The following is a 20,766-nucleotide window of genomic DNA, read 5'->3' as shown; positions in this document are numbered from 1 at the left end:
GGTCAGTCATCCGCATCCGACAAGCCCTTGATCGGCTTGAGCGCCGCGCCAAACTGCGGGTAGTTGAACTTCACCCCATCATCGAGATCGATCTCTTTCTTCTGCGTGGCCAGCGGATAGAGCACGTCGCGCTCATAGCCATCGAGCTCCTCGATCACCTTGGTCGCCTCGTTGACCTCCTTGAGCGCCTTGGTCCGCTGGGCGGGCGTGGCTTCGGGGTTGATGCTCTGCGCCTCCTGGGCCTTGCGGTGTGCTTCCAGCTTGTTGCGGTACTCACGCAGATAGTCGTTCAGCACCACGCTGACCGTGTCCGGCCGGTAGCGGTGCATGTAGATCAGCGCCTGGAAGCTGCCCTTGGGGCTGGCGAACATCCAGTAGATCGGGCGTTTTTTGAAACGCCGGACATGGTAGTCGAAGAAGTCCTTCGTGAACCACTTGCGGATGTCCTTGCCCAGCGCGCTTTCAATGAAGGCCAGGTTTGCCTGAAACTTCGCCTCGCCGAAGGTCACGCGTAGGAACTTGCGGAAGCGCTCTGAGATGTCGTCGGCAAACCAGTCACCGTCCAGCACCGGAATGACATTGTCGGCATCCGGTTCGATTGTGGGCTCCGGCACCCGAGCGAGATAATCGGCCAGCCCTTCGCCCTGATTGGCCAGGATCAGGCCGGGCGCGTCAAGGCTGTAGCGACCGAACATGCAGCCCACGGCATAGTGCAGGAATTCTTCCATGGTGCGCGAAAGAAGATCTGCCTCACGTTGCTCGTCCGTCTTGTCGCCCTTGAGCGAATAGGCGGGGTTGCAGTTAAGCGTGATCTCCTCGATCGGCACCTCGGGAGTCAGTTCGTCCTGTAGGCTATAGGTGTTTATGAAGATGCGGTTGTTCTCTTCCTCAAGCCTCTGAATTTCTTCCGTCGTGTTGCGCCAATCGGTACGGAGGTTGCGGTATGTAGCCTCTAAGGTTCCGGCCCGCTGTTCCAACGATAGCAGCGGTAGCGAGCCGAAGTCCCAAGAGGTTTCCTCCGAGTCCCAGTCGGACTTTGTTGCATCAATTAGCTTTTGAATTGGCGCAGATGGAATGCCGGATAGCTCGTTGAGAACTGGAAGGACCGCAATATGACCAACTTCGAAATTGAGGGTTGGAGATATCGCAGTCAAAAGCTGCCTTGCAGTGTGAGAGTTCATAAAACCGGTGAGCCTCAGACGATATTTATCGTCATCAGTGAATATGCAGCACCCCGCAACGTCAAAAATGAATCCCCTTGGATAGTATCTTAGCGCAAGATTGCCGCTGGATATTTTTGACCAACTCACACTCGGCTTGAAATACTCTGATAAGCTTTTGATGGTCCGAGTAGCGCTGCCGTACAAGGAGGCCGCATATCCAATGACCTCTTCACCATCGTTCTCCCAATTGATGACATGCTCGACGTTGCCATACCACTTCCGGAAGCCACCGCCTTTGTTATACGGGAACCATTTGGCTTGCGAGTTTTTGGCCTCAGTTCGTGAAGCAGCTCCGAGATAAAGGCGCGGAAATGCGACTTCCCACCAGTTTCTCAAAAACCGATTGTTGTCACTGGTTGCCATCCCTTGTCGGGTGTCGCCGCGCTGCTTCAACGGCTTACCCGAGGCGAACGCAGACTTAACTGCAGAGGATGCCCAATAAGCTATTGGATCTCCAGGGATCAGTTTGAAATCGTTGGCACTAGCTTGAAAAAGTCGTCCACAGTTGCGATTCCGTATCGCGGCCCTCATTTGGGATGCCTTTTCGGCCTCGGAGCCTCCGTCCACTAAGCGCACATAGTCGCCTCTATGTGACGGGTCAGGCCAGTTCTGGAATACGAACGCAGTTGTCGAAACCACTGCACCGCCAATAGTGTCAAATCCACGCTCTCCCAAATGCGCCATTGAAAGCAATGTCGAATTTGAAAGAAGCTTGGCCCGAAGTTTCTCAAACGAAGATAGAAACATCCAAGCTTGCATGTTGACCATTGCCACTAGCCCTTGACGGACAGCCAATGCGGCTATCCGCTCCATGAACATCGCAAAAAGGTCGGATTTGCTGTCTGGAAAGTGTGTCTTGGCGAATTCAGAAAGCTCCGCGTTCATTCCCTTGCCGCCCATATAGGGAGGGTTGGCTACAGCCACTTGGTACTTGGGCGATAGCGCCTCTGCCATCTCCAGCACCTTGAGAACCCGATCCTGCACCTCGCGCAGCAGAAGGTCGCCACCGAAATCCTTCAGCCGCACAGCGCGGGCAACTTCTGCAGGATCACGCATTTTCGGCACAATCAGCGAGCCGAAGTTCTTAGCCTGCTCGAACTGCCCCATCGTCTCGCGAAAATCGGCGGTGAACAGATCGCTGCCCACCACGGCGGCAACGTCCTGCATCTCGGATGGCGTGAAACGCACATCCTGCAGCACGCAGATGTTGGGCTGAACGGCTTGCCGTAGGAACTTACGCCTTCCGAGCTTCGTTGCCGCCTTCATCGCCAGCGAAAACGCCGCCAGCGCGCCCGCGCGGTCGTCAATCTCGATCCCGTACAGGTTATGAGTCAGGATCAGCCCGGGGATCTCGGTCTCCTCATACCCTTCTTCCTCATAGATCGCGTAAATCAGATCAAAGGCATAGGTCAGCATATGGCCCGATCCGCAGGCCGGATCGCAGATGCGGATATCCTCAGGCCGGGAAATGCGCAGAAAATCCGTCTCGGGCTCTTCCGGCGCGATGTAATAATTCATCTTCGCCGCCAGCTTCGAGTTCGGCCGGTTCAGCAACCACAGCCGCCCCAGCGAGTTTTCCACCAGATAGCGCACGATCCAGTGCGGGGTGAAAAGCTGGGTCGCCGCCGGAATGTTCTCCGCTGTGATCTTCTTGTTCTTCTTCAGCCCGGCGAAGACCTCGTCCTTCTTCTCCGAGATGTAGAACTGGTAGAGCCAGCCGATAACCTCGACATCCTCGCAGACGTCGGGCGTCATTGCCTCACGCACATAAGCGAGGATCGAGGCGTTCGACAGAAGGTCGTCCGGAAGAAGCAGCTCCGTGTAGTCGTCGATCCGTTCAAAAAGGAACGGCATCGCCTTATGCAGGTCATTGCAGATGGCGACGATGAGCAGGCGATAGGCCTCGGTCTGGGCATCCGCACTGGGCGTGCGGCCATCCAGCAGGCTGCGGACCTTGTCGCGGATCCTGTCGGGCACGCGGCCCTCGTCCATATGCCCAGCTTTGGCCTCGGCCAGGATCTCTGGCTGAAACTGGCCTGCGACAGGCGAGACAACGCGGACCGGGCTCAGCTCATTCACGTCCATGAAACGCAGAGCCGAGAAGCGATTGAACCAGGTGTAGGCAACCCGCTCAACCACCTGATCCTTTCCGTCCCTGGCGATCGCCGCTTCAAGCTTCCTCATCGCATCGGGATGCTCGCGCCGGGCTGCCGAGTTTTCGGCAATCACGGATTCAAGCTTGGCACTGACCTGGGTGATCAGGGCGCGGCGGGCAAACTGCGCGAACTTCTTGAGTTTCGAGGTATCCATCAGGCAGCTGCCCCTTCACTTATGCGCCGGAGAGAATGATCTCCGAATTGCTTTTTCCACTGTGCAACATTCAGCACGATGCAGCTGGTCGCGCAGTCCCTCTCCCAATCAGCATGGGACAGAGGAATTGATTTTTTCAATTCGTCCTGCTTCGCCAAAAGCAATGCGTTATCCAGTTTTTCCATCGAAATGAGAGCGATGTAGATAATTTCTCGATCGCCTTTTCCCTGGATTGTTCGAAAGAACAGCGTATCCCGAAACTTTCCTGAGAGGCTTTGAACGAGCTTCCCGGATCTCAGCTTCTGCTCAAAAGCTTCAGGTTTCTCAGCCACTGGGTTATCCGGGTCCTTTATTTCAACGAAGATATCACGACCTTGATACTCCGCGATGAAATCGACCCTCTGTGCGGTACTTGGGCCGTGATAGGCATCGTCGTCAAAATGCAGGACAGACTTGGCCCCCGTGAAAGTCAATTCCAGATCGATCTCCTGAACGGTCGTCATAGTTTGACACCTTCAAGCGAACGATCGACTTCCGCATCATACAAGTCACTGAACGTTTGAGATATTCCAGTCTCGGCTATGCGGGAATATTCATCGATGGATTGCACTGATATCGTTCTATCGCCTGCTTCTTCAGCTATGACATGATAGCGGATGTGATCGTCCTTGCCCTGATCTGAGAGCAAATCGAACCATTTGAGCAGGACATAATCGTGCGTAGCCAGAATGATCTGCTGGCCGTTCCGCGAGAGCTGGAGGAGGACCTGAACCACCTCTTTCATGAGTGCGGGATTCAGGTTTGCCTCGGGCTCATCCCACAAAAGGACGCCGGTGCTTCCCGGGTTGATCGATCCATTGCAGAGCAGGCGGTGCAGGACGCCAATTTTCCGGTAGCCTTCGGCTGTCATACCGCTGGAAAATGGTTCCCTACCTCTAGGGACGAACCGGAGAACCGTGGAGTCCTGGTACATTTGCGCAGTTTTGGCGCGCGACCGCTCCGGATCAGCCCTTTCCTCGTAACCCCCGGGTTCAAACTGAAACCCGCCTTCATTCGTCCAGCGGTATCGTCCCCCGACGAGGGCGACCAATTCGCGGACGATGTTCGAGAGCCTCGGGTCTTCTGCCAGGCTGGCGGCCTCATCCTCGAATCCGGGATTAGCCAAGAGTTCGGCGAGATCGAGGTAGGTATCGTCGAAAATCATCTCGACGGTCGCCCGGTCATGGCTTTCGTTCTGCATCGCGCGGACGAGAGACAGGACTTCCTTCGTCGGGATGAACACGGGGCGGGACTGCGCTTCGGTGCGAGCGTCCCTCTCTACTTGGACGCCCTTGGACCTACTGTTGAATGAAATGGTGACCTGGGTGTCATCGCTTCCCTTCAGGCACAGCCTGGCTCCTCCCGACGCTCCCCTAGCCCGCAGTGCACCAATCTTGCTCTCGCCCGGAGAAAACACCCGCAGAAGCTTGTTCGTCAGCTGCGTGTCGATGTCCTTCTCTGAGCCCTCCACCGCCGATGCCGGCTGGCTTGCGATCGCCAACGCGTAGATTGCCTTCAGCAGATGCGTTTTCCCGGTTCCGTTCGAACCGATGATCACGTTGATGCGCGGCGAGAGCGGGATGTCGAGGTTCCCGAATGCCGTGAAATTCTCGATTTGAATGCCTGCAATCATCAGACCGTGATCCTCTTGCCGCTGCGAATCTCGGCGAGCAGGGTTTCGCGGTAGGACTGAAGGTACGTTTCAACGTCCGCCTCGCTGGCGAGATACGGGCTGGCGAAGCTGACCTTGAGATTCGCGGTCGAGACATATTCCACGGGCGAGGGAGCCGGAGCTGGCTGCGGCGTCATCCCTCCGGCTGGTGCCTCACGCACCTTGCTTTCTCCCGACAGGGGCGGCTCGGTGGCAGGAGGTGCGGGTGGCGCCGGCGGCGTTGCCAGCCGGGCGACCTTCCCAAGCAATGCTGGATAGGTTTCCGAGCGGAAATTGGCGGTACGCTCGCGGATCATAGCCACCAGTTTGGCATTGCGGACGCTGGTCTCAGCGGCCTCGCACTCGGTGAGGATCCCAGCCTTGGCTGCGGTATCCAGCTGCGCGAATTCTGGTACGGCCTCGATCTTGGCCTTGAGCTCGGCCAGACCCTTCAGAGCGCTGTCCCGCTCCTGCACCAGCAGGGCATCGACATTGGCACGCAGCTTGTCGAGCTCAGCCTTTACCTGCTGGATCGCATTGCCCTTGTAGCAGAGCGGATCGGCCAGAACTGCCCGGATGGCTTCGGCCTGAGTGCTGCCGGTGTAGGACAGGTTCGTTACCTGCTCGGCAAGGAAGTTGCGGGCCTCATCATAGATCTTGCGCTGGGCCCCGCCCATAAAGCGTCGGATCGGGTCAATTACCTGCTCCTTCGCATCGAGCAATGCGTCTGCATGCCGAGGGAGGTCGGTAAAGTACCAGCCATAGGCCTTGCCCTCCACCTCGCGCAGTTTCGCGATGACCGGCGTGATCGCCGCGAGGAACGGGTAGTCCTTGAGCTTTTCCTCAAGCGCAACCAGTTCAGCCACCAGCTTCGTGGTAGCCTCTCCCGTTTCCTTGCCCATGGCCTTTGCCTCTGAAGCGACAGGCTGGCTGTCGAACATTTCGGCATGGAATTCCCGCAGGGTTCGCACCTGGTTAGCGGTGAACTCCACCTGCAAATCGAGAACTATGTTCGCCAGCGCATGTGCGTTCTTCAGCGCCTTTTCCAGCGCATCCCCCTCCAGCGGAGCCCCATCCGAGCGGGCTTCCAGCTTGCCATGGGCAAAGAGGCTGGCGACAGTGCACAGGATTGCGGCATTGGGCCAGCCATAGGGCTTGACCTCGAACTTCTCGACGATCGCTTTGACCGATGTGCGAACACCGGTGCGAACGTTGCCTTGCGCAAAGTTCAGGATTTCCTGCTCGGCTTCGGTCAGGTTGCTGGCACCCGAGATCAGTGCGCCGTCATTGGTCTGCCTCAGGAAGCGGCCGATATCGGTTTCGGCATAGGTCGCACCGCGCAGCATCGGCAGATTGGTGTAGACCTTGTCGACCAGCATCTGGAATGCGCGCCGGACTCGCGCCTGTGGATCCTCGCCGCGCAAATCCAGTTCCTCACCGCGGACGAACAGCTGTGCTTCCGCAACCAGCGTTCTCGCCCGAGTTGAAAGATCTCTGTAGCGGTTCGCGTTCTGTTGACCCTTCTCGCTGATGATCCGTTCAATCGAGGCTTGGGGAGCGGTCGCCCGGGTCTGGCGGACATATTTCTCGGTCTGCTTGTACATCACCAGGTCTCGGGCGAAACGGTCATCTGCCCTGAGCAGGATCACCAGTTCGTCGTTTGACATGCTGCCCATACGCAGCGCCTCGGCGTTGCCGCTATGCTCGTGGAAAGGCGTGACCACATTGATCGAAAGCTCGTAATCCCGTCCTTGAAGGCGGTCGTCGAGCTTGCGGGCAAAAGAGTAGTCATGGGCCGCCCCGTCATGGCGGATTTTACGGTCCTTGATGACTCCATCAAAGATCAGCGCTTCCAATTCCCGAGCGACTTCGGTGGCATCGATATCGACGTTTTTGATCTCCTGTTCGACATCCTTTTCCTCGTCGGTCAGGAATTCGAACAGGTCGCCATTGCGCTGGATGTAGGTGTTTTGCTCGAGCAGGCTCAGAGCCGCCTCGACCCGGCGCTTGAGCGCGGTCTCATCCTCGTCAAACTTCTCGCGCATGAGGATCGCGATATTGCGGGCCGTCGGCTTAAAGGGCTTCACATATTTGACGAGAAACAGGGCCTTCAGAATGCGCGTGGCGAAATCGTCCCCAAGGTTTCGTTCGGCAATCTGGATGGATTGCTGAACGCTGGATTTGAGTGCCGTTCGGATCCCCTCAAACATGAGATCGAAGGTCGCAATCTGGCCAAGCTCCAGTTCAGCCAGATGAATGGCGACCTCCTGGAACACGCCCAGCATCGAACGCTCGCCGACCGAACTGTGCCGGCCTTCAAACGCGTTGTGCTGAGACAGCCCCTGGATGGCCATCTGGAACAGTGGGTACTGATACGGGATGAATGGGTAGCTATGGATGAAGTGGTCGCGGTCCTCGAAATTCTTCAGAAGGATCGACCCATCCGCAAAATCGAACAACGTGCGCATGTTGTTGCTCTCGCGGCGGTACAGATCCGAGAGGCTCTCAACCCCCAGCTCCGTCTTTTTCAGCAGGCGCTTCTGGATCACTTCGGCCACGTCCGCGCTGTTGAGCGGCATCCGGTTGGCAAAACGCGCCTGAATCTTGGAAAAGTCGTTTTCCTGGCGCTCGTTCATGTCGCCGATGACGGCATTCATGTCCTGCTGCGCGGTAACGATGATCCAGGCCCGTCCACGACACTTTGTGTTCAGACTCTCGGCGATCGTCTGAAGGTTGGTCATCAGCTTGACGTTGTCGGCGATGTATTGGCCGACCTCATCGATGAAGAAGTTGAGGCGGAAATCCTTGCCTTGAGCGTCGATGTAAGCCTTCACCTTATCAGCGAAATCCTCGATCGAAACCTTGTAATCTGAGCGGTACTTGTTGAGAATTCCGGCGACCTCCGAAGCGTCGGCACCGGTTGCCTGCGCATATGCATTGGCGATGTTTGTACCCTCAAGCAGGGCCTGCTCCCGCCCGCGCTCCCAAGGCTTGCCCGCAATCGCCTGATAGGCCTCCCTGAAGGCGCTGTAGACGTTGCGGCTATCGAGATCGCGCTCGAACTGAGCAATGTGGGCTTGCTTGCCGTAGTAGCCGCAGGCCTCATCAAAGACCTTCTGGAAGACCGACAACAGCGCATCGATCTGGTCCTTGGAAATGACATCGGCCTTCTGGTCGATGTTGAACAGGATGCTCCTCGACGGGATCGCGACGGCACGCTTGAGGTCAGCTGAGAGGATTTCGTTATCCGCGCACTTGTCCTTGAACAGGTCATAGGCCGTGGCTCCGTCGACCTTGCGGTTCTCGAGCACCATCGCCAGCATTTTGAGAAGGTGCGACTTACCCGAGCCGAAAAATCCGGAGATCCAGACGCCATTGGCAGTCGTGTAGTTCTTGTAGGCGTCGAGAAACTTCTCGATCTGCTTCTCGATCTCGTTGGTAAGAACATACTCTTCGAGCTCAATCCGCAGGCTCGCGTCGTCATCTGCCTTGATGACGCCTTCGATCGGACGGTCGACGGGCTTTTCGAATATGTCGCGCAAAATGGTCATATCGGCCCCCTCAGACCTCGTAATTGAAGATGTTGAATGCACGATAATATTTGTCGTCGTGCAGAATTCCGAAAAGATCCAGCGAGGCCCCGCTGGCCAAGGCGTGCGTGTAGTTGCCAGGAAAAAACATCAGCGTTGGCTTTTCCTTGGCCGTGCTCTGCAGGTTGTTCAGAACGTTATGCGAACGGATATAGGGAAAGACCTCGCCGACGCCGGAAAGGAACAGAACGTCAAACGATTGGCTTGCCAGCCTCTTGCCGATTTCGGGGATGAGGTGCGTCTCGGGATCAAGGACGTTCTGCAAGAGCTCCTGTAGCTCGTCTTTTGTGACACCCGGTTCAGCAGCGATCAGCTCATCCCAGATCCCGCGCTCGCGCAGCATTTCGATCGCCAGATCATAGAGATTGATATTCAGCACCGCGACGCCGCGATTGGCGAGCTGTCTGACCAGCTGGCCCTGCACCTGTTCCATGTCCACAGCGTCGCCAGCCGGGAAAGGGCAGATGAAGAACGGAACCTCGTTCCCCAGGCCCAGCTTCCTGAGAAAACGCTGGCTTGAAACGACTTCCAGCAAATGGTCCTGACGCTCCCGGGGCGTCATCGTGTTTGTATCTCTTGTCATCAGGCGCCCCTTAGCCTGCCGAGCTCTGCGCCCGGGAAATATCGCAGTTCATGCGGGTCGGATTGGGCCATGAGCGCCATAAAGCTCGGCGAGAGCAGCGCCCGACAAATATGATCCTCCTGGTTAAGGATCCCCGCCTCTCTCATGAGCCTAAACAAGATTTGACGCAGTTTTTCACGGGTCGAAGTGCTGATGGCTTCGAGCTCTGGCTCCCATTCAGCCTTGGCCGCATAGAACGCATCGAAGTCGTCGTAGGTGATATGCGTGCGGAAACTCAGGAATCGCTCGGACAGGAGTTCGACCGCGAACTCACCGATGAACCGATAGCCCCGGCACAGTGCCAGCCAGAGGACCGAAAGCTGATCCGCGTAATCACCATGACAAAGCAGATCGATCTCATCCGCCTTGAGAACTTCGAGGCGATTGGCGATCTCCCGGACCGAGCGGGTCACCGATGATTGCTTACGGAACGGGATGACACCCTGTTCGCCTGCGGCCTTCTTGACCGCAGTCCAGTCTCCCAGCTCCTGATAGAGGCGTGCAATTGCAACGCTCTCGTTCAGGAATAGGCCGCCGGTGCCGAAGGACATCCGATATTTTGAGGGGTTCGCCTTCTGGATCATGAGTCGGCGCCATTCCCGTTCAGGGGCGCCACCTTGTCTGCGTTCAGCAGCACAATCTGTTGATCCTGGGGACGCCTGGCTGTGGGATCCGTATCCAGCCCCAATCGCTTCAATGCATAGTACAACAAGGCACGCCGGACCGGGATAGTCACCTGCCCATCGATCATCCCGTAATCGAGCTCGATGGCGCGACGCTGACCATCACTGAGTGCGGGATGAGCCCCGATTTCCAGATGCACCAACTCATGCCACGCTGTGTCATTGGTAGCCCGCGCGTCCGTCGGACGGCTTTGCTTAGTTTCCGCGATGCGGGACAGAACAAAGTCATTGAACTGCCCGCTTTGCTCGCAAAACGCGCGTGCATGCCAGCGGAAGCCATCGAACCCGAGGGCGTGGGGAATGATCCAGCGCCATTGCGGCTCTGGTGAGGACATCGAGTGGTAGCACACTTCGACTGCCTCATGACGACGGATGGCAATTACGAGCGTGCGAAGAACCGTCGGAAGCACGCCTCTGACCGGGAAAGGGATGCTCCCGAAATCCGGGATGTTTCCGATCCATGCCTCGTGCTTATCGAGGAGGCCATCCGACAGCGAACGCACCTGCGACAGGTAGAGGCTGGCATCGGGTTTCAGGAAGAGCGGTTTGAATGCTGATGTGCGGACATAGGTTCGCGCGCTCTTGTCATAACTCATGTTGTCCGGTGCTAGGCCGAGATAGCGGTTCAGGTCCGTCGAGGCCTGATTGACCGACACGTTGAAGGTGTCGATGATATCCCCGCGATTGACGTAGCCTTCCCAAAAAAGCCTGAATTCGATGAACTCGAGCTTGCGCTCGACGCCCCATCTTAAATTCAGTTTCTCGTCCACGGTTAGTCCCCTGTCTGCGGATCAATTTCTAGACCCACCCAGAAAGTTGACTCTCAAATCGTCTAACTGGGAATGGCGTCAGCAGCAACCCTTGTTGCCGGCGTATCGGACGCTACCAATGCCTTGATAGCGCTGAGGCTTTTCAAATCTGCACACGCGTGGCATCGAGATGCCGAAATGCTCGGTCCCGGCAAGTCAGCAGGATCACCTGCATACGCTGAGAGGCTTCCTCCAGGATCTCGGTCATCAGATCGAGCCGGCCGTCGTCGGAATAGACCAGCGGATCGTCGAGGATCAGCGAAACTGGTGTTCCCTGCTCCAACAGCATGTCGGCAAAAGCGAGGCGGGTCAGAACCGCCAGCTGCTCCTGCGTCCCCTTTGAGAGCGTTCCGCAGGCTTCGCTCAGGCCGGATCGCGTGACCGAGGCCAGACCGAGTTCTTCATCGAAGCTGAGGTCGGCGCCGGGGAAAAGGCGCTCGACATGAACGCGAGCGCGTTGGGCCACAGGGCCAACGAAGGTTCGAGATGCCTCAGCACGCGCCTCGTCCAGCACATCCTTGAGCATTTTGACCGTGGCCGCCTCTTCGTCGAGCCGAGCCAGCGCCTGTGTCGCGGCATCGGCTTCCTCGGCTGCAGCTGCGGCCAGGCTCGCCAGACCTTTGCCACCCTCGCTCTCAATGATCGCCTCAAGGCGGGCGATATCCTTTTCGAGGTCGCTCCGCCGGGTTTGACCAGCCCTTGCCCGGTTATCGATCGTTTCGATCTTGCGGTTGATGGCCTGCACATCATGTGCGGTGGCGTCGCGCTTCGCTTCGGCCAGTTTGACAGCAGCCTGGGCAACATCCTCCCGGGCTTTGGCGATGGCGTCGGCAAGCCCTGCAAAATCGGGCTTTCCTTCGAGCTGAGCGATGCGATCCGAGGCATGGGTCTGATCGCGCTCCGCGCCCGCCTGCGCGGCGGCACGCGGGCGGTCCTTATCCTCTATTTCTCGCAGGTCCTGAACGGCTTGGTCGTGCAGGGTTTCAGCGCGTACCGCAGCAGTTTCCGCCTCTTCCAGACTGCGGGTGAGCTGATCGATCGAGATCTCGTCTTCATCGGACGCAGGCGATTCCGCTGGAACACCGGCGACGAACAGCTTGAGAGCATCAGGGCCTGCCGCGAGATGCAACATCGGCTGCGCCGGCGTGAGGCCGGTGATCTTAGTTTCGAGCAGTTGGACGGTCCCCTGCGCGTCGCGAGCAGTATCGTTTCGCGTCCGCGCCGCAGCGAGGTCGGCCACGTCCCATTCGGCTAGTTCCAGTTCCTGTCGCTCGAGCAATTCGGCGAGGCGGGCTTCCGCACTGGCTGCCGTTGCCGGCGGACGGATGACGAGGATACCCCCGCCCAAGGCAATCTGCGTCTCACCGGTCAAGGTGCGCGGGCTATTTGGTGTCAGGGGCTCGCCGCCTATGGTGATGCCCGTAGCGTCGCCCGTAAGCTCGATAGTGGTAGCACCGGCATTGACGGCTGCCCGGGCTTCCGCGACAGCACGGTCATTGGCCTCCAGGCGAGCGAACGCCTCAGCCGGAATGACCCGTGCAGCCTGATTGCGGGCATTGGCCAGTTGCTTTTCGAGATCGAGGAGTTCGGTGTGACGCTGGCGTGCATCGGCGATCGCCACACGACGCTGACGCGCGGCGAGACGTCCCTCCCCCTCCACAAGAGCCTGGCGGGCTGTCGCGCGATCATCGCGCGCCTTGTCCAGCGCTGCCTTTGCATCCGCGACTTTCGTGCGTCCCGCTTCCAGCTGATCTGCAAGCTGATCGCGATCGGCGGTTATTGCGGTCAAAGATTCGCCAGCGGCCGTCAGCGCTTCCTTCGCCGCTTCATGCTGCGATTGCAGATCGTTGAGACGATCGAGGTTTGCAGAGAAATTCCCATGCTCGGCTTTGCGGGTCTCCAGGATCTGCGCAGCAGCCCTGGCGATCTCCAGAGACTGAACAAGACCAGCGCGCTGTTCTTGCTCGGTCTCGTCCGCCAGCTCCCGCTCGATAACTTTCAGTCGGCCGCGCGCGGTCTCCAGCTCGCCGAAGCTCGTTTCGAGCGCATCGAGCCGCTTGGTCGCGTCCGCAGCCGTTTGCCGCGCCTGCTGGTCACGATCCCGCGCCGCTTGCCAGCGCCCCTTCGACTGCGCTTTTCCAGTCGGTGTCCAGTAAATGTCATATTGCTCATCGATCCGCTTCCGGACGCGCTCATAGGCAGCGCCGCCGACGATCGTCCCGACCTCTGCCTCCAGCGTGGCCTGGATGCTGCTGCGCACGATGCTGCCGGGCGCCGTCACTTCGAGCGCCTGCGCCTGCGGAACCCAAAGCAAACCGAGCGCGCCATAGGTGGCCGGGTCACCACGCTGGCTACTATCCTTGACGAACCCTAGAAGCGCTTGCAGCCGATTTTCAGCCTCCTCTCCCTGCGCCCGGCCCTGCGGCCCGGTGACTTCGACTTGGGGCCCTTTGAGAAAGCGCTTGGCAATTTTCCAGCTGTCGGTGCCAATATCGAAACTGACTTCGATTTCTGGCGCGACCGCCTCGCCATAAGGCGCAAAACTTTGGGCGAGCTGATTCTTCGTGGCATGGCGGACGAAGAAAGCCGCACGCAGGGCCTCAAGGATCGTGGATTTCCCACTCTCGTTGGGCTCGATGATGATGTTGAGCCCCTCGCCCAGCCCTTCGATCGTCAGGGGCTCGCGGAACTTGCGGAAATTGTTGAGGCTGATCCGCCGCAGTTGGAGGCTCATGCTTGGCTCCCCCGATGATATTCGACAAAGAGCCGCTCCATCGCGCGCCGCGCCAATATGGCTTCAGTCCCGCCGGCTGCGATTGTCTCGGTGAGTTTCTCAGCCGCTATGCCGAGCAATCCTTCGACCTTGAGATCCGCCAAGTCCTGCTCGCCCGGCCGGCCGACAAGATCGTCCGCCCGGACATCCAGGAAACGGAGGCGATGCCGCAGGTCATCTTCGAGCCGCGACAGGATCTCGACGCGGTCGGCAAGGCTCGTGATGCCTGCCAGCGAAAGGCGCAGCAGCGTTGCCGCAGGATCGATAGCCGAGAGCAGCACGTCGCATTCCGCCGAAAAGGCGGCCGTGTCCTGCAAGGTCCAATCCCTGAGCAGCCATTGGAAGCGGCCTGTGCGCACGGGTTCTACCTTTGGCTCTGCTCCCGGCGCAAGCTCGATCATCAGGGCATGGCCCGGCTCATCGCGCTGAAAACCGTCGGTTTCGGGGGTTCCGGCATACCAGGTGCGCGGATCGACCTTGAGCGCGCCATGCCAATCGCCGAGCGCCAGATAGTCGAGACTGGACCGCTTCGCGCGATCCGGCGCGATCTGGTTCTTGGTCTCGCCGCGCGCAGTAAAATCGCGGATTGAACCATGAGCAAGGCCGATACGCAGCTTTGCGCCTGGCGTTTCCATGCTATCGAACAACTCGGTCGGATCGTCGAGATGGTGGCGGTGGAGGAGCGGTGCGGGTAGCAGCCAGAGCCCTGCTTCCATCTCCTGCGCGACGGGCTCGGTGAGCAGGATGATATTGTCCGAGGCTTTGTGACGGACGCGGTCCCACAGTCCGCCGTTGCGGGCATAGTCGTGATTGCCCGGGAGCAGCCACCAGCGGCAGGGATAGCGCTGCATGCGCGAGACTGCCTGGACGATGACCCTATCTTCGGGACCCTCGGTATCGAAGATGTCGCCTGCGACAATCACATGTTCCACATGGTTGGCGGCAGCGACCTCACCGATCCGGTCAATGGCGTCGAAGCGCGCTTCGCCAAGCGCCGCGCGCACCTCGGGCTCGAACCGGCCGAAGGGTTTGCCGAGCTGCCAGTCAGCGGTGTGGAGGAAACGCATGGATCAAGATCCCGTACTGAGAGGCGCAGAAAGCGACGGAAGCGCACAGAGCGTGTTGACGAGCCGCATCTGCTCGATGCTGTTGCAGTTGGCCTCGCGCAAGCGGTCGCTGCCAAATACAAGCGCGAGCGCTTTGGCGCGTGAAACCGCGACATTGATGCGGTTGAGCGAGAAGAGAAACTCCATGCCGCGGGCGGTCTCGTCGGCCGAGGAAGCCGTCATGGAGACCAGGCATATAGGGGCTTCCTGGCCCTGGAACTTGTCGACCGTGCCGACGCGGATGCTGCTCCGCAGCCCTGCCCGCAGCGCGTTGACCTGTGCATTATAGGGGGCGACGACGATGATGTCGCCGGGGCCGATAGGGCGCGTGGCGCCGTTCTTGTCGGTCCAGCTACCCTTCAGCAAATCTTCGACCGCAGCACCGATCGCCGCAACTTCCTCAGCGGCAATCTGAGCATTACCGTCATGAGCAACCGGCACCCAGAAGGCGCCGGCCGTGGGCCAGGCCGTTCCGGTGACGCTCTGGCGCTTGGTATCGCTATGGCTGGCAAGACGTCCCTCGTAGACCTGGTCAGAGATTAAGTCGCAAACCGCCGGATGCATCCGCCGGGTCTCAGCAAGGAATATGCCCCGATCGGCAGGCACCGTGGCATGCTCGCCCAGCATCCATTCCAGGCATGACAGGTTGGCGGGCGCAGGATGCGCGCCCTGAATGACCTGAGGCAACTGACGCGGATCGCCGACCAGCACGATATTGCGCGCGGCACGACCCATGGCGACCATGTTGGCGAGGCCCACTTGCCCCGCCTCATCGACAAACAACCAATCGAAGCCCTGCACATTCTCATCGCGCGCGAAGAAGAAGGCCGTGCCGCCGACCACATTGGCGCGGGCGAGGATCAGGTCATCATTGGCCGTGGCGCGGTGAACGGGACAATCGCTGGCATAGCCATCATCGCCTCCGGAAACCTTGTGGGCAAACGACACGGGAAAGGTGCCACCTTCTTCCTCGCGCGCGCGCAGACAGCCGAGCAGGACATTGCGGATCGCTTCATGGCTGTTCGAGGCGACGGCGACCCGATGTCCCGCTCTGACCAGCGCCAGGATCACCCGGGCCGTGACGTGCGTCTTGCCCGTTCCCGGCGGTCCCTGGATCGAGAGCAACGTCTGGTCCATGGCGTGCGCCGCGGCAATGGCGCCCGCCACCGGCTCCCCGCCGCCGAGGATATCGCCGTCGATGCCGTTGAGGCGCGGGGCGGCGCCCGACAGCAGATCATCGACGGCAGACAAGCGCCGCGGCCCGCATTGATCCTCGATGACGTCGCGCACCGCTGCGGCCAACACCTTGGTATCGAGCGGCCAATCCGGATGCAGCGTCAGCCGATCGGTGAGGAGTTCGGCCCTTGCCACGCCGACCTTCAAGGTGATCGTGCACGCATCGCGATCCAGCGCCTCAATCGCAACGGTTGACGGCGGTCCGTCAATCCCGGGCACAGTGGCCTTGCCGCCTTCGCGCAATTTGGTTTCCTGAGACGGAAAGCGATAGGTGCGCATCACCGAGCGCTTGATGGGTTCGATCCCGGATATCGCCTCGAGTCCCGCCAAGGCGTCGAGATCATCGACAAGCTCTTCCTCATCGCGCGCCGCGCTGTCGAAAACCGTCCACTGAGCAGGCTTGGCTTCACGCTTGTGGAACAGCCCCAGATTGAACAGCAATTCCTGACGCTCTGGAGTCAGAGAGGATGCGGCCAAGCGATCGCGCAGCGCGGTCGTTTCCTCGTCCTCGACCACCTCCTGCTCGGCCGCGTCTTGTGCAAGCACGGGCCAGGCACCATCGGGCCGGATGCCCACTAGCCAATCGCGCAGAAGCTGGGTCGACTGGCAGTCGACCCGATTATAGTCCTCGATTTCGTCGAGGATTTGTTGATCGCCCGTTTCGCGCCAATTTTCATAAGCAACGACCGACCCGCCCGCCGTCTTGACCTCGCCCTCGCGCTTCAAGCCATAAAAGGCCTCCAGCGCCTTAATGGAGTAGCTCGGTTCGGAAGCAATGAGCGCGCCGCGCACGACCGCATAGAGGTCGACAAAGCGGCGTTCGCGCATGAGCCGGTCGAGAAAGGCCTCGCCGATACCATAGCGCGTGGTGAGACGCCGCAGCGCGGTGATCTCATAGGGTGCGTAATGATAGATGCGGGCCTGCGGATAAGCCGTGAGCCGATCGCGAAAAAACGCAAGCAACCGTTCGAGCGCTTGCGCTTCGGCCGCATGGTCATGAGCCCAGAAGGCATGGAAACTATCATCGGCCCACACGCCGTGCAGATATTCAAGGCCTCCCTCATAATGGGGGTCGCCCTCGATGTCGTAGAAGAGATCGCCCGCCTGCGGCCGAGGGAGCAGGTCAAAGCCTTTGCCTGGCTGTGCCGGACGCAACTCGAAGGCGGGTTCGCCGGTTTTGCGCGCGTGCTGCAGTCTGGCCTGGCCGACAAGCTTCTCCGCCGTCGCACTCGCAACGCCGCGCACCGGGCCGTCATGCCGAGCCAGCGCGGCCATGGTTTCGATGCCGGACGCCTCCAACTTCTTCACTTGGCCGCGTGTAATATTGGCGACCTGGAACAGGCTGTCCTGGCTCGCGAGGACGGCGTCGCAATGGTCGGCCCATCGGCACAGCGAACAATCCGCGCATGGGGTCGGCCGCGTTGGAACAGGGGAAGCAACAAAGGCCTCAAGCTTAGCCCGCGCACCGCGCGCATAATGGGCATAGTCGGCCAAACGCAGCGTCGCGCGCGTCCCATTGCCGAGCTGCACATGGGCATGTTCCGGCATCACGCCCTGGATCTCTGCCAAAAGGTCGGAATAGAGCACGAGCTGCAGCACATGCTTGGGATGGGCTTTGCGCTTGAGCTTAGTGTCGGTCACTTCATAACTGAACGGCCCCAGCAATGATGGTCGCTCGACCCGCTCAAGAAAATCGGACCAGCCACCCCAGCGCTCGGCGAGAAAAGCTCCTTGGAAGATAATCTGCGAGCCTTGTGCCAAGGCCGCTCGCGTCTCGTCCGCATTCTGTGCAAGGTCGCCGCGCGCAATCTCGACTACCCCGTTGCCCGCGTCTTTCAGCTTCTCCAAATGGGCGGCCTCATGGGCATCGCCTTGTTTCTGAAGCAGCGCGGCATCCTCGGTATCTTCCCGGGGAGTGATCAGCTCGCCGCGCATATAGGCAAGGTCGAGCGCCGTCGCATGCGCGCAGCCGACGAACCGCATCAGGTCCGTCGCTGAAAACAGGATGGTGTTCCCGATCGTCCTCACTTGGCCCCCTTGATTGCCCAACGCCACCCACGAGGGAATCACCTCGACAGGCGCTACCCTGTTCCTTAGCATGCAAGGGTGTCAATCTCTGACATGGACGTATAATGACTTTCGCCAAGGCCAACGATCTTCTGCGCCTAGCCCAGCTCGCCGCCTCGCGGCGTTTGGGCATTAGCCTTGAGGAAATCTCTCAGGAATTCGGCATTTCACACCGAACTGCGCAGCGCATGACGAGCGCGCTGGAGGATAATTTCGCGAATGTCGTTGTTGTGGAAGATGATGATCGCCGCCGGCGCTGGCGCATCGAAAGTCCGATGCCCGACCGGCTGCAACCACGCCAGGAAAACACCATCGAGGCGCTGGAAATCGCAGCCCGCGCGGCCCGCGATGAGAATCGGCTTCGCCACGCCCGCGCGCTGGAAGATCTAAGAGACAGCCTGATCACGCGCCTCTCCCCGCGTGATGCGCTGCGCTCCGAAGCCGATGCGGAGGCGGTGCTATCGGCTTTGGGCCAAGTGGCGCGGCCGGGTCCAAAGGTCGCGATGAAACCCGAGGTCACCGACGTTCTGATCGAGGCCCTGCGCGGACCGTTCAAAATGCGTATTGTCTATGGCGAGACTGACGCAGAAACCCGGACGGTCGAGCCGCATGGGCTGTTGCTAGGATTGCGTAGCTATCTCGTGGCACGCCAGGCGGACCGAGGCGAGAACCTCCGCCATTTTCGCCTCGACCGCATCCACAGCGCTGAATGTCTCGATGAAAGTTTTCCCATCCAGTCCGGCTTTTCCTTGAACGATCATGCGGCGCAGGCCTTCGGCGCTTATCAGGACCCCGCCCAATATGGCGAGATCATCTGGCGTTTTCTTCCCGAAGCAGCCTCGCGCGCAGCGGAATTCCAATTCCATCCCAACCAGTCAGCCGAATATCGGGACGACGGCAGTCTGATTGTGCGGTTCAAGGCCGCAGGCTGGCTGGAAATGGCATGGCACCTCTATCAATGGGGCGACAAGGTCGAGGTGCTCGAACCGGCAGGACTGCGAGCGCTGGTCGAAGGCCATGCGCGTCCCGATTTCCCGGCCCTGCCCTGATCGACCGATTTGTATCGTCCTTCGTGGCGGCGGCTTTCAATTGAGCTCGGCGAGGAAGCTGGTCGCCGTCAATTGTGCGTGATCGCTCAGGGGCGAGCGCAGCGTGAAGGCGCTTGGCGCACGGGCGAAATTCCACAGCCGCATGAGGCACCATTCCTCGCGCCTCGTATCTGCGACGGCCAGCTCATTGCGAGAGATATGGAAGGGCGTGCGCTCCCATCCATTGGTGGTCTTGACCTCGATCAGCTTCTCGCGCCCATCCGCTTCAAAGCTCCGGATATCGAAGCCAAAACCATCGCCATCCTGCACAGATGTCCAGCGGACTTTGTCCGCGAGATCGTCGCGGCCCGCGGCAGATAAATGACGGCGCTCGTGATGCAGCACACATTCTTCACCCGCCTTGCCAAGCGCCCGGTTGCGCGCATCGCGCTCGGCGACATCATATTTGCGGCCGATCGCGGCCATGAACGCTGGATCGATCGGCGACGGTTCGTTGCGCACCGTGGGCGGCGGCCCGATCCGCAGTGATCCTTGCGTTTCGGGTACGTTCAGGGCAGCTCGTGAGAGCCTGTCGGGAGCCAGCCATTCGGGCCGCGCCTCCAACCACCGCAGGACGCCATCAACCAGCGCATTCTGGAAATTGGCGGCCGGCTTGTAGCCCTCGATCCAAGGCTGACCAAGGCCGAGCAAGACCGCGCTGATGTTCTGATGCTTGAACTCAATCGAGCCCTTGCTGCGGTCGATCACGGCCTGAAGATCGCGGTTTCGCGCCGCTTTGTTGAAGGAGCGACCAACCAGCTCGTCGGTGAGCATGGCGAAATAGTCGGCGACGATGTGATCAATTTCCTGATCGGACCAGACTTCCGCCACGCCCTATTCCACCACCGGGTAGTTCGGCATTGGCCATTCATGCCCGGCATTGTCCATCATGAGATCGATGAAGATCGGCAGCAAGCAGCCGAGCAGCGCGGCGCCGTCCCTGACCTGGGCGCGATTGACATCGCTGTTCCATGTCGAGCCACCATGCACCAGTTGGTTGCGCAGCACATAAAGCCGGTCGAACAGGATCGAGAGTATCTTGGCCGTGTCATGATCGCGCAGTGCGGCGCCTATCGCTGTCCGCGACCGCTCGAGCCTGTCAGCCCAGTCGGCATAGCCGGACGCACCATTGTGATGCTGCCAAAAGGGATGGAAGACATAGCGGTTTGCGAGCAGCACCCGGATTTCCTGAGGGAAGCGCTGCCAGACCATGTCGTAGATGCGATGTTTGCCATCAAAGCCCACAAGGGTTGCGAAGAAGGCTTGGAACAATCCCCGCTCACCCTCGGGGATACCAATCACCCGCGATGCTTCAACGTCGCCAGCATAGGCCGCGTTGAAGCCGATCCAGAGCAGGATGAAACGCACATCCTCATCGGTCTGCTCGGCCTCGGCACGGCGCAGCCACGACAGCGCGCGATGCACCCTGAGCGTCAGCGGCTCGGGAAAATCGCCACGCAGCTCGCGCTGCTTGGCCTTCAAGTTCTCATGGTGCAGCGGGCTGCCGGGCGGATAGCGATAGGCCATGACCGATATGGTAAAGCCTTGCTGGTCAGGCTCAATCCCTCT

The 20,766-nt window shown here is 59.6% G+C and carries 13 protein-coding genes; 1 reads left to right on the top strand and 12 read right to left on the bottom strand.

Annotation, left to right across the window (positions count from 1 at the left end; genetic code table 11):
* Positions 1-2 precede the first annotated feature (2 nt).
* The 10 genes from pglX to ACZ51H_RS18580 form a co-directional block, all read right to left on the bottom strand.
* A complete protein-coding gene (gene pglX / locus ACZ51H_RS18625) occupies positions 3-3,533 on the bottom strand; it encodes a BREX-1 system adenine-specific DNA-methyltransferase PglX (protein WP_464803718.1) in 3,531 nt (1,176 codons plus the stop codon).
* Complete coding sequence (locus ACZ51H_RS18620) at positions 3,533-4,036, bottom strand: hypothetical protein (RefSeq protein WP_464803717.1); 504 nt, start codon at positions 4,034-4,036, stop codon at positions 3,533-3,535. The genes pglX and ACZ51H_RS18620 overlap by 1 nt, the downstream gene beginning before the upstream one ends.
* On the bottom strand, positions 4,033-5,205 hold the full coding sequence (locus tag ACZ51H_RS18615) for an AAA family ATPase (RefSeq protein ID WP_464803716.1): 1,173 nt from the start codon (positions 5,203-5,205) through the stop codon (positions 4,033-4,035). Before ACZ51H_RS18615 ends, ACZ51H_RS18620 begins: the two co-directional genes overlap by 4 nt.
* Positions 5,205-8,774, bottom strand: a complete 3,570-nt coding sequence (gene brxC / locus ACZ51H_RS18610; protein ID WP_464803781.1) for a BREX system P-loop protein BrxC — start codon at positions 8,772-8,774, stop codon at positions 5,205-5,207. The genes ACZ51H_RS18615 and brxC overlap by 1 nt, the downstream gene beginning before the upstream one ends.
* Positions 8,775-8,784: 10 nt before the next feature.
* Positions 8,785-9,375: a DUF1788 domain-containing protein gene (locus tag ACZ51H_RS18605; protein WP_464803780.1), complete on the bottom strand. Its 591-nt coding sequence runs from the start codon at positions 9,373-9,375 to the stop codon at positions 8,785-8,787.
* Between the two features lie 20 nt (positions 9,376-9,395).
* Positions 9,396-10,019 carry a DUF1819 family protein gene (locus ACZ51H_RS18600; RefSeq protein WP_464803779.1) on the bottom strand — a complete coding sequence of 208 codons (624 nt, stop codon included), beginning with the start codon at positions 10,017-10,019 and terminating at the stop codon, positions 9,396-9,398.
* Complete coding sequence (locus ACZ51H_RS18595; RefSeq protein ID WP_464803778.1) at positions 10,016-10,888, bottom strand: WYL domain-containing protein; 873 nt, start codon at positions 10,886-10,888, stop codon at positions 10,016-10,018. The genes ACZ51H_RS18600 and ACZ51H_RS18595 overlap by 4 nt, the downstream gene beginning before the upstream one ends.
* A gap of 142 nt (positions 10,889-11,030) precedes the next feature.
* Positions 11,031-13,661 (bottom strand): AAA family ATPase, encoded by a 2,631-nt coding sequence (locus ACZ51H_RS18590; protein WP_464803777.1) that lies wholly within the window; start codon positions 13,659-13,661, stop codon positions 11,031-11,033.
* On the bottom strand, positions 13,658-14,767 hold the full coding sequence (locus ACZ51H_RS18585) for a metallophosphoesterase family protein (protein ID WP_464803776.1): 1,110 nt from the start codon (positions 14,765-14,767) through the stop codon (positions 13,658-13,660). The genes ACZ51H_RS18590 and ACZ51H_RS18585 overlap by 4 nt, the downstream gene beginning before the upstream one ends.
* 3 nt (positions 14,768-14,770) lie before the next feature.
* Entirely contained in the window at positions 14,771-18,070 is a 3,300-nt protein-coding gene (locus tag ACZ51H_RS18580) for a TM0106 family RecB-like putative nuclease (protein WP_464803775.1), read from the bottom strand.
* Positions 18,071-18,174: 104 nt separating this feature from the next.
* Between ACZ51H_RS18580 and ACZ51H_RS18575 the strand changes: the two genes are divergently transcribed.
* Complete coding sequence (locus ACZ51H_RS18575; RefSeq protein ID WP_464803774.1) at positions 18,175-19,158, top strand: helix-turn-helix transcriptional regulator; 984 nt, start codon at positions 18,175-18,177, stop codon at positions 19,156-19,158.
* A gap of 36 nt (positions 19,159-19,194) precedes the next feature.
* Here ACZ51H_RS18575 and ACZ51H_RS18570 read toward each other — a convergent pair whose 3' ends face one another.
* On the bottom strand, positions 19,195-19,971 hold the full coding sequence (locus ACZ51H_RS18570) for a protein NO VEIN domain-containing protein (protein WP_464803783.1): 777 nt from the start codon (positions 19,969-19,971) through the stop codon (positions 19,195-19,197).
* Between the two features lie 60 nt (positions 19,972-20,031).
* Entirely contained in the window at positions 20,032-20,724 is a 693-nt protein-coding gene (locus ACZ51H_RS18565; RefSeq protein ID WP_464803773.1) for a hypothetical protein, read from the bottom strand.
* Positions 20,725-20,766 lie beyond the last annotated feature (42 nt).

Source organism: Sphingobium sp. TomMM15 (genome assembly GCF_055397045.1).
The sequence above is the reverse complement of the archived record's forward strand: the minus strand, read 5'-3'. Positions and strand labels throughout refer to the sequence as shown.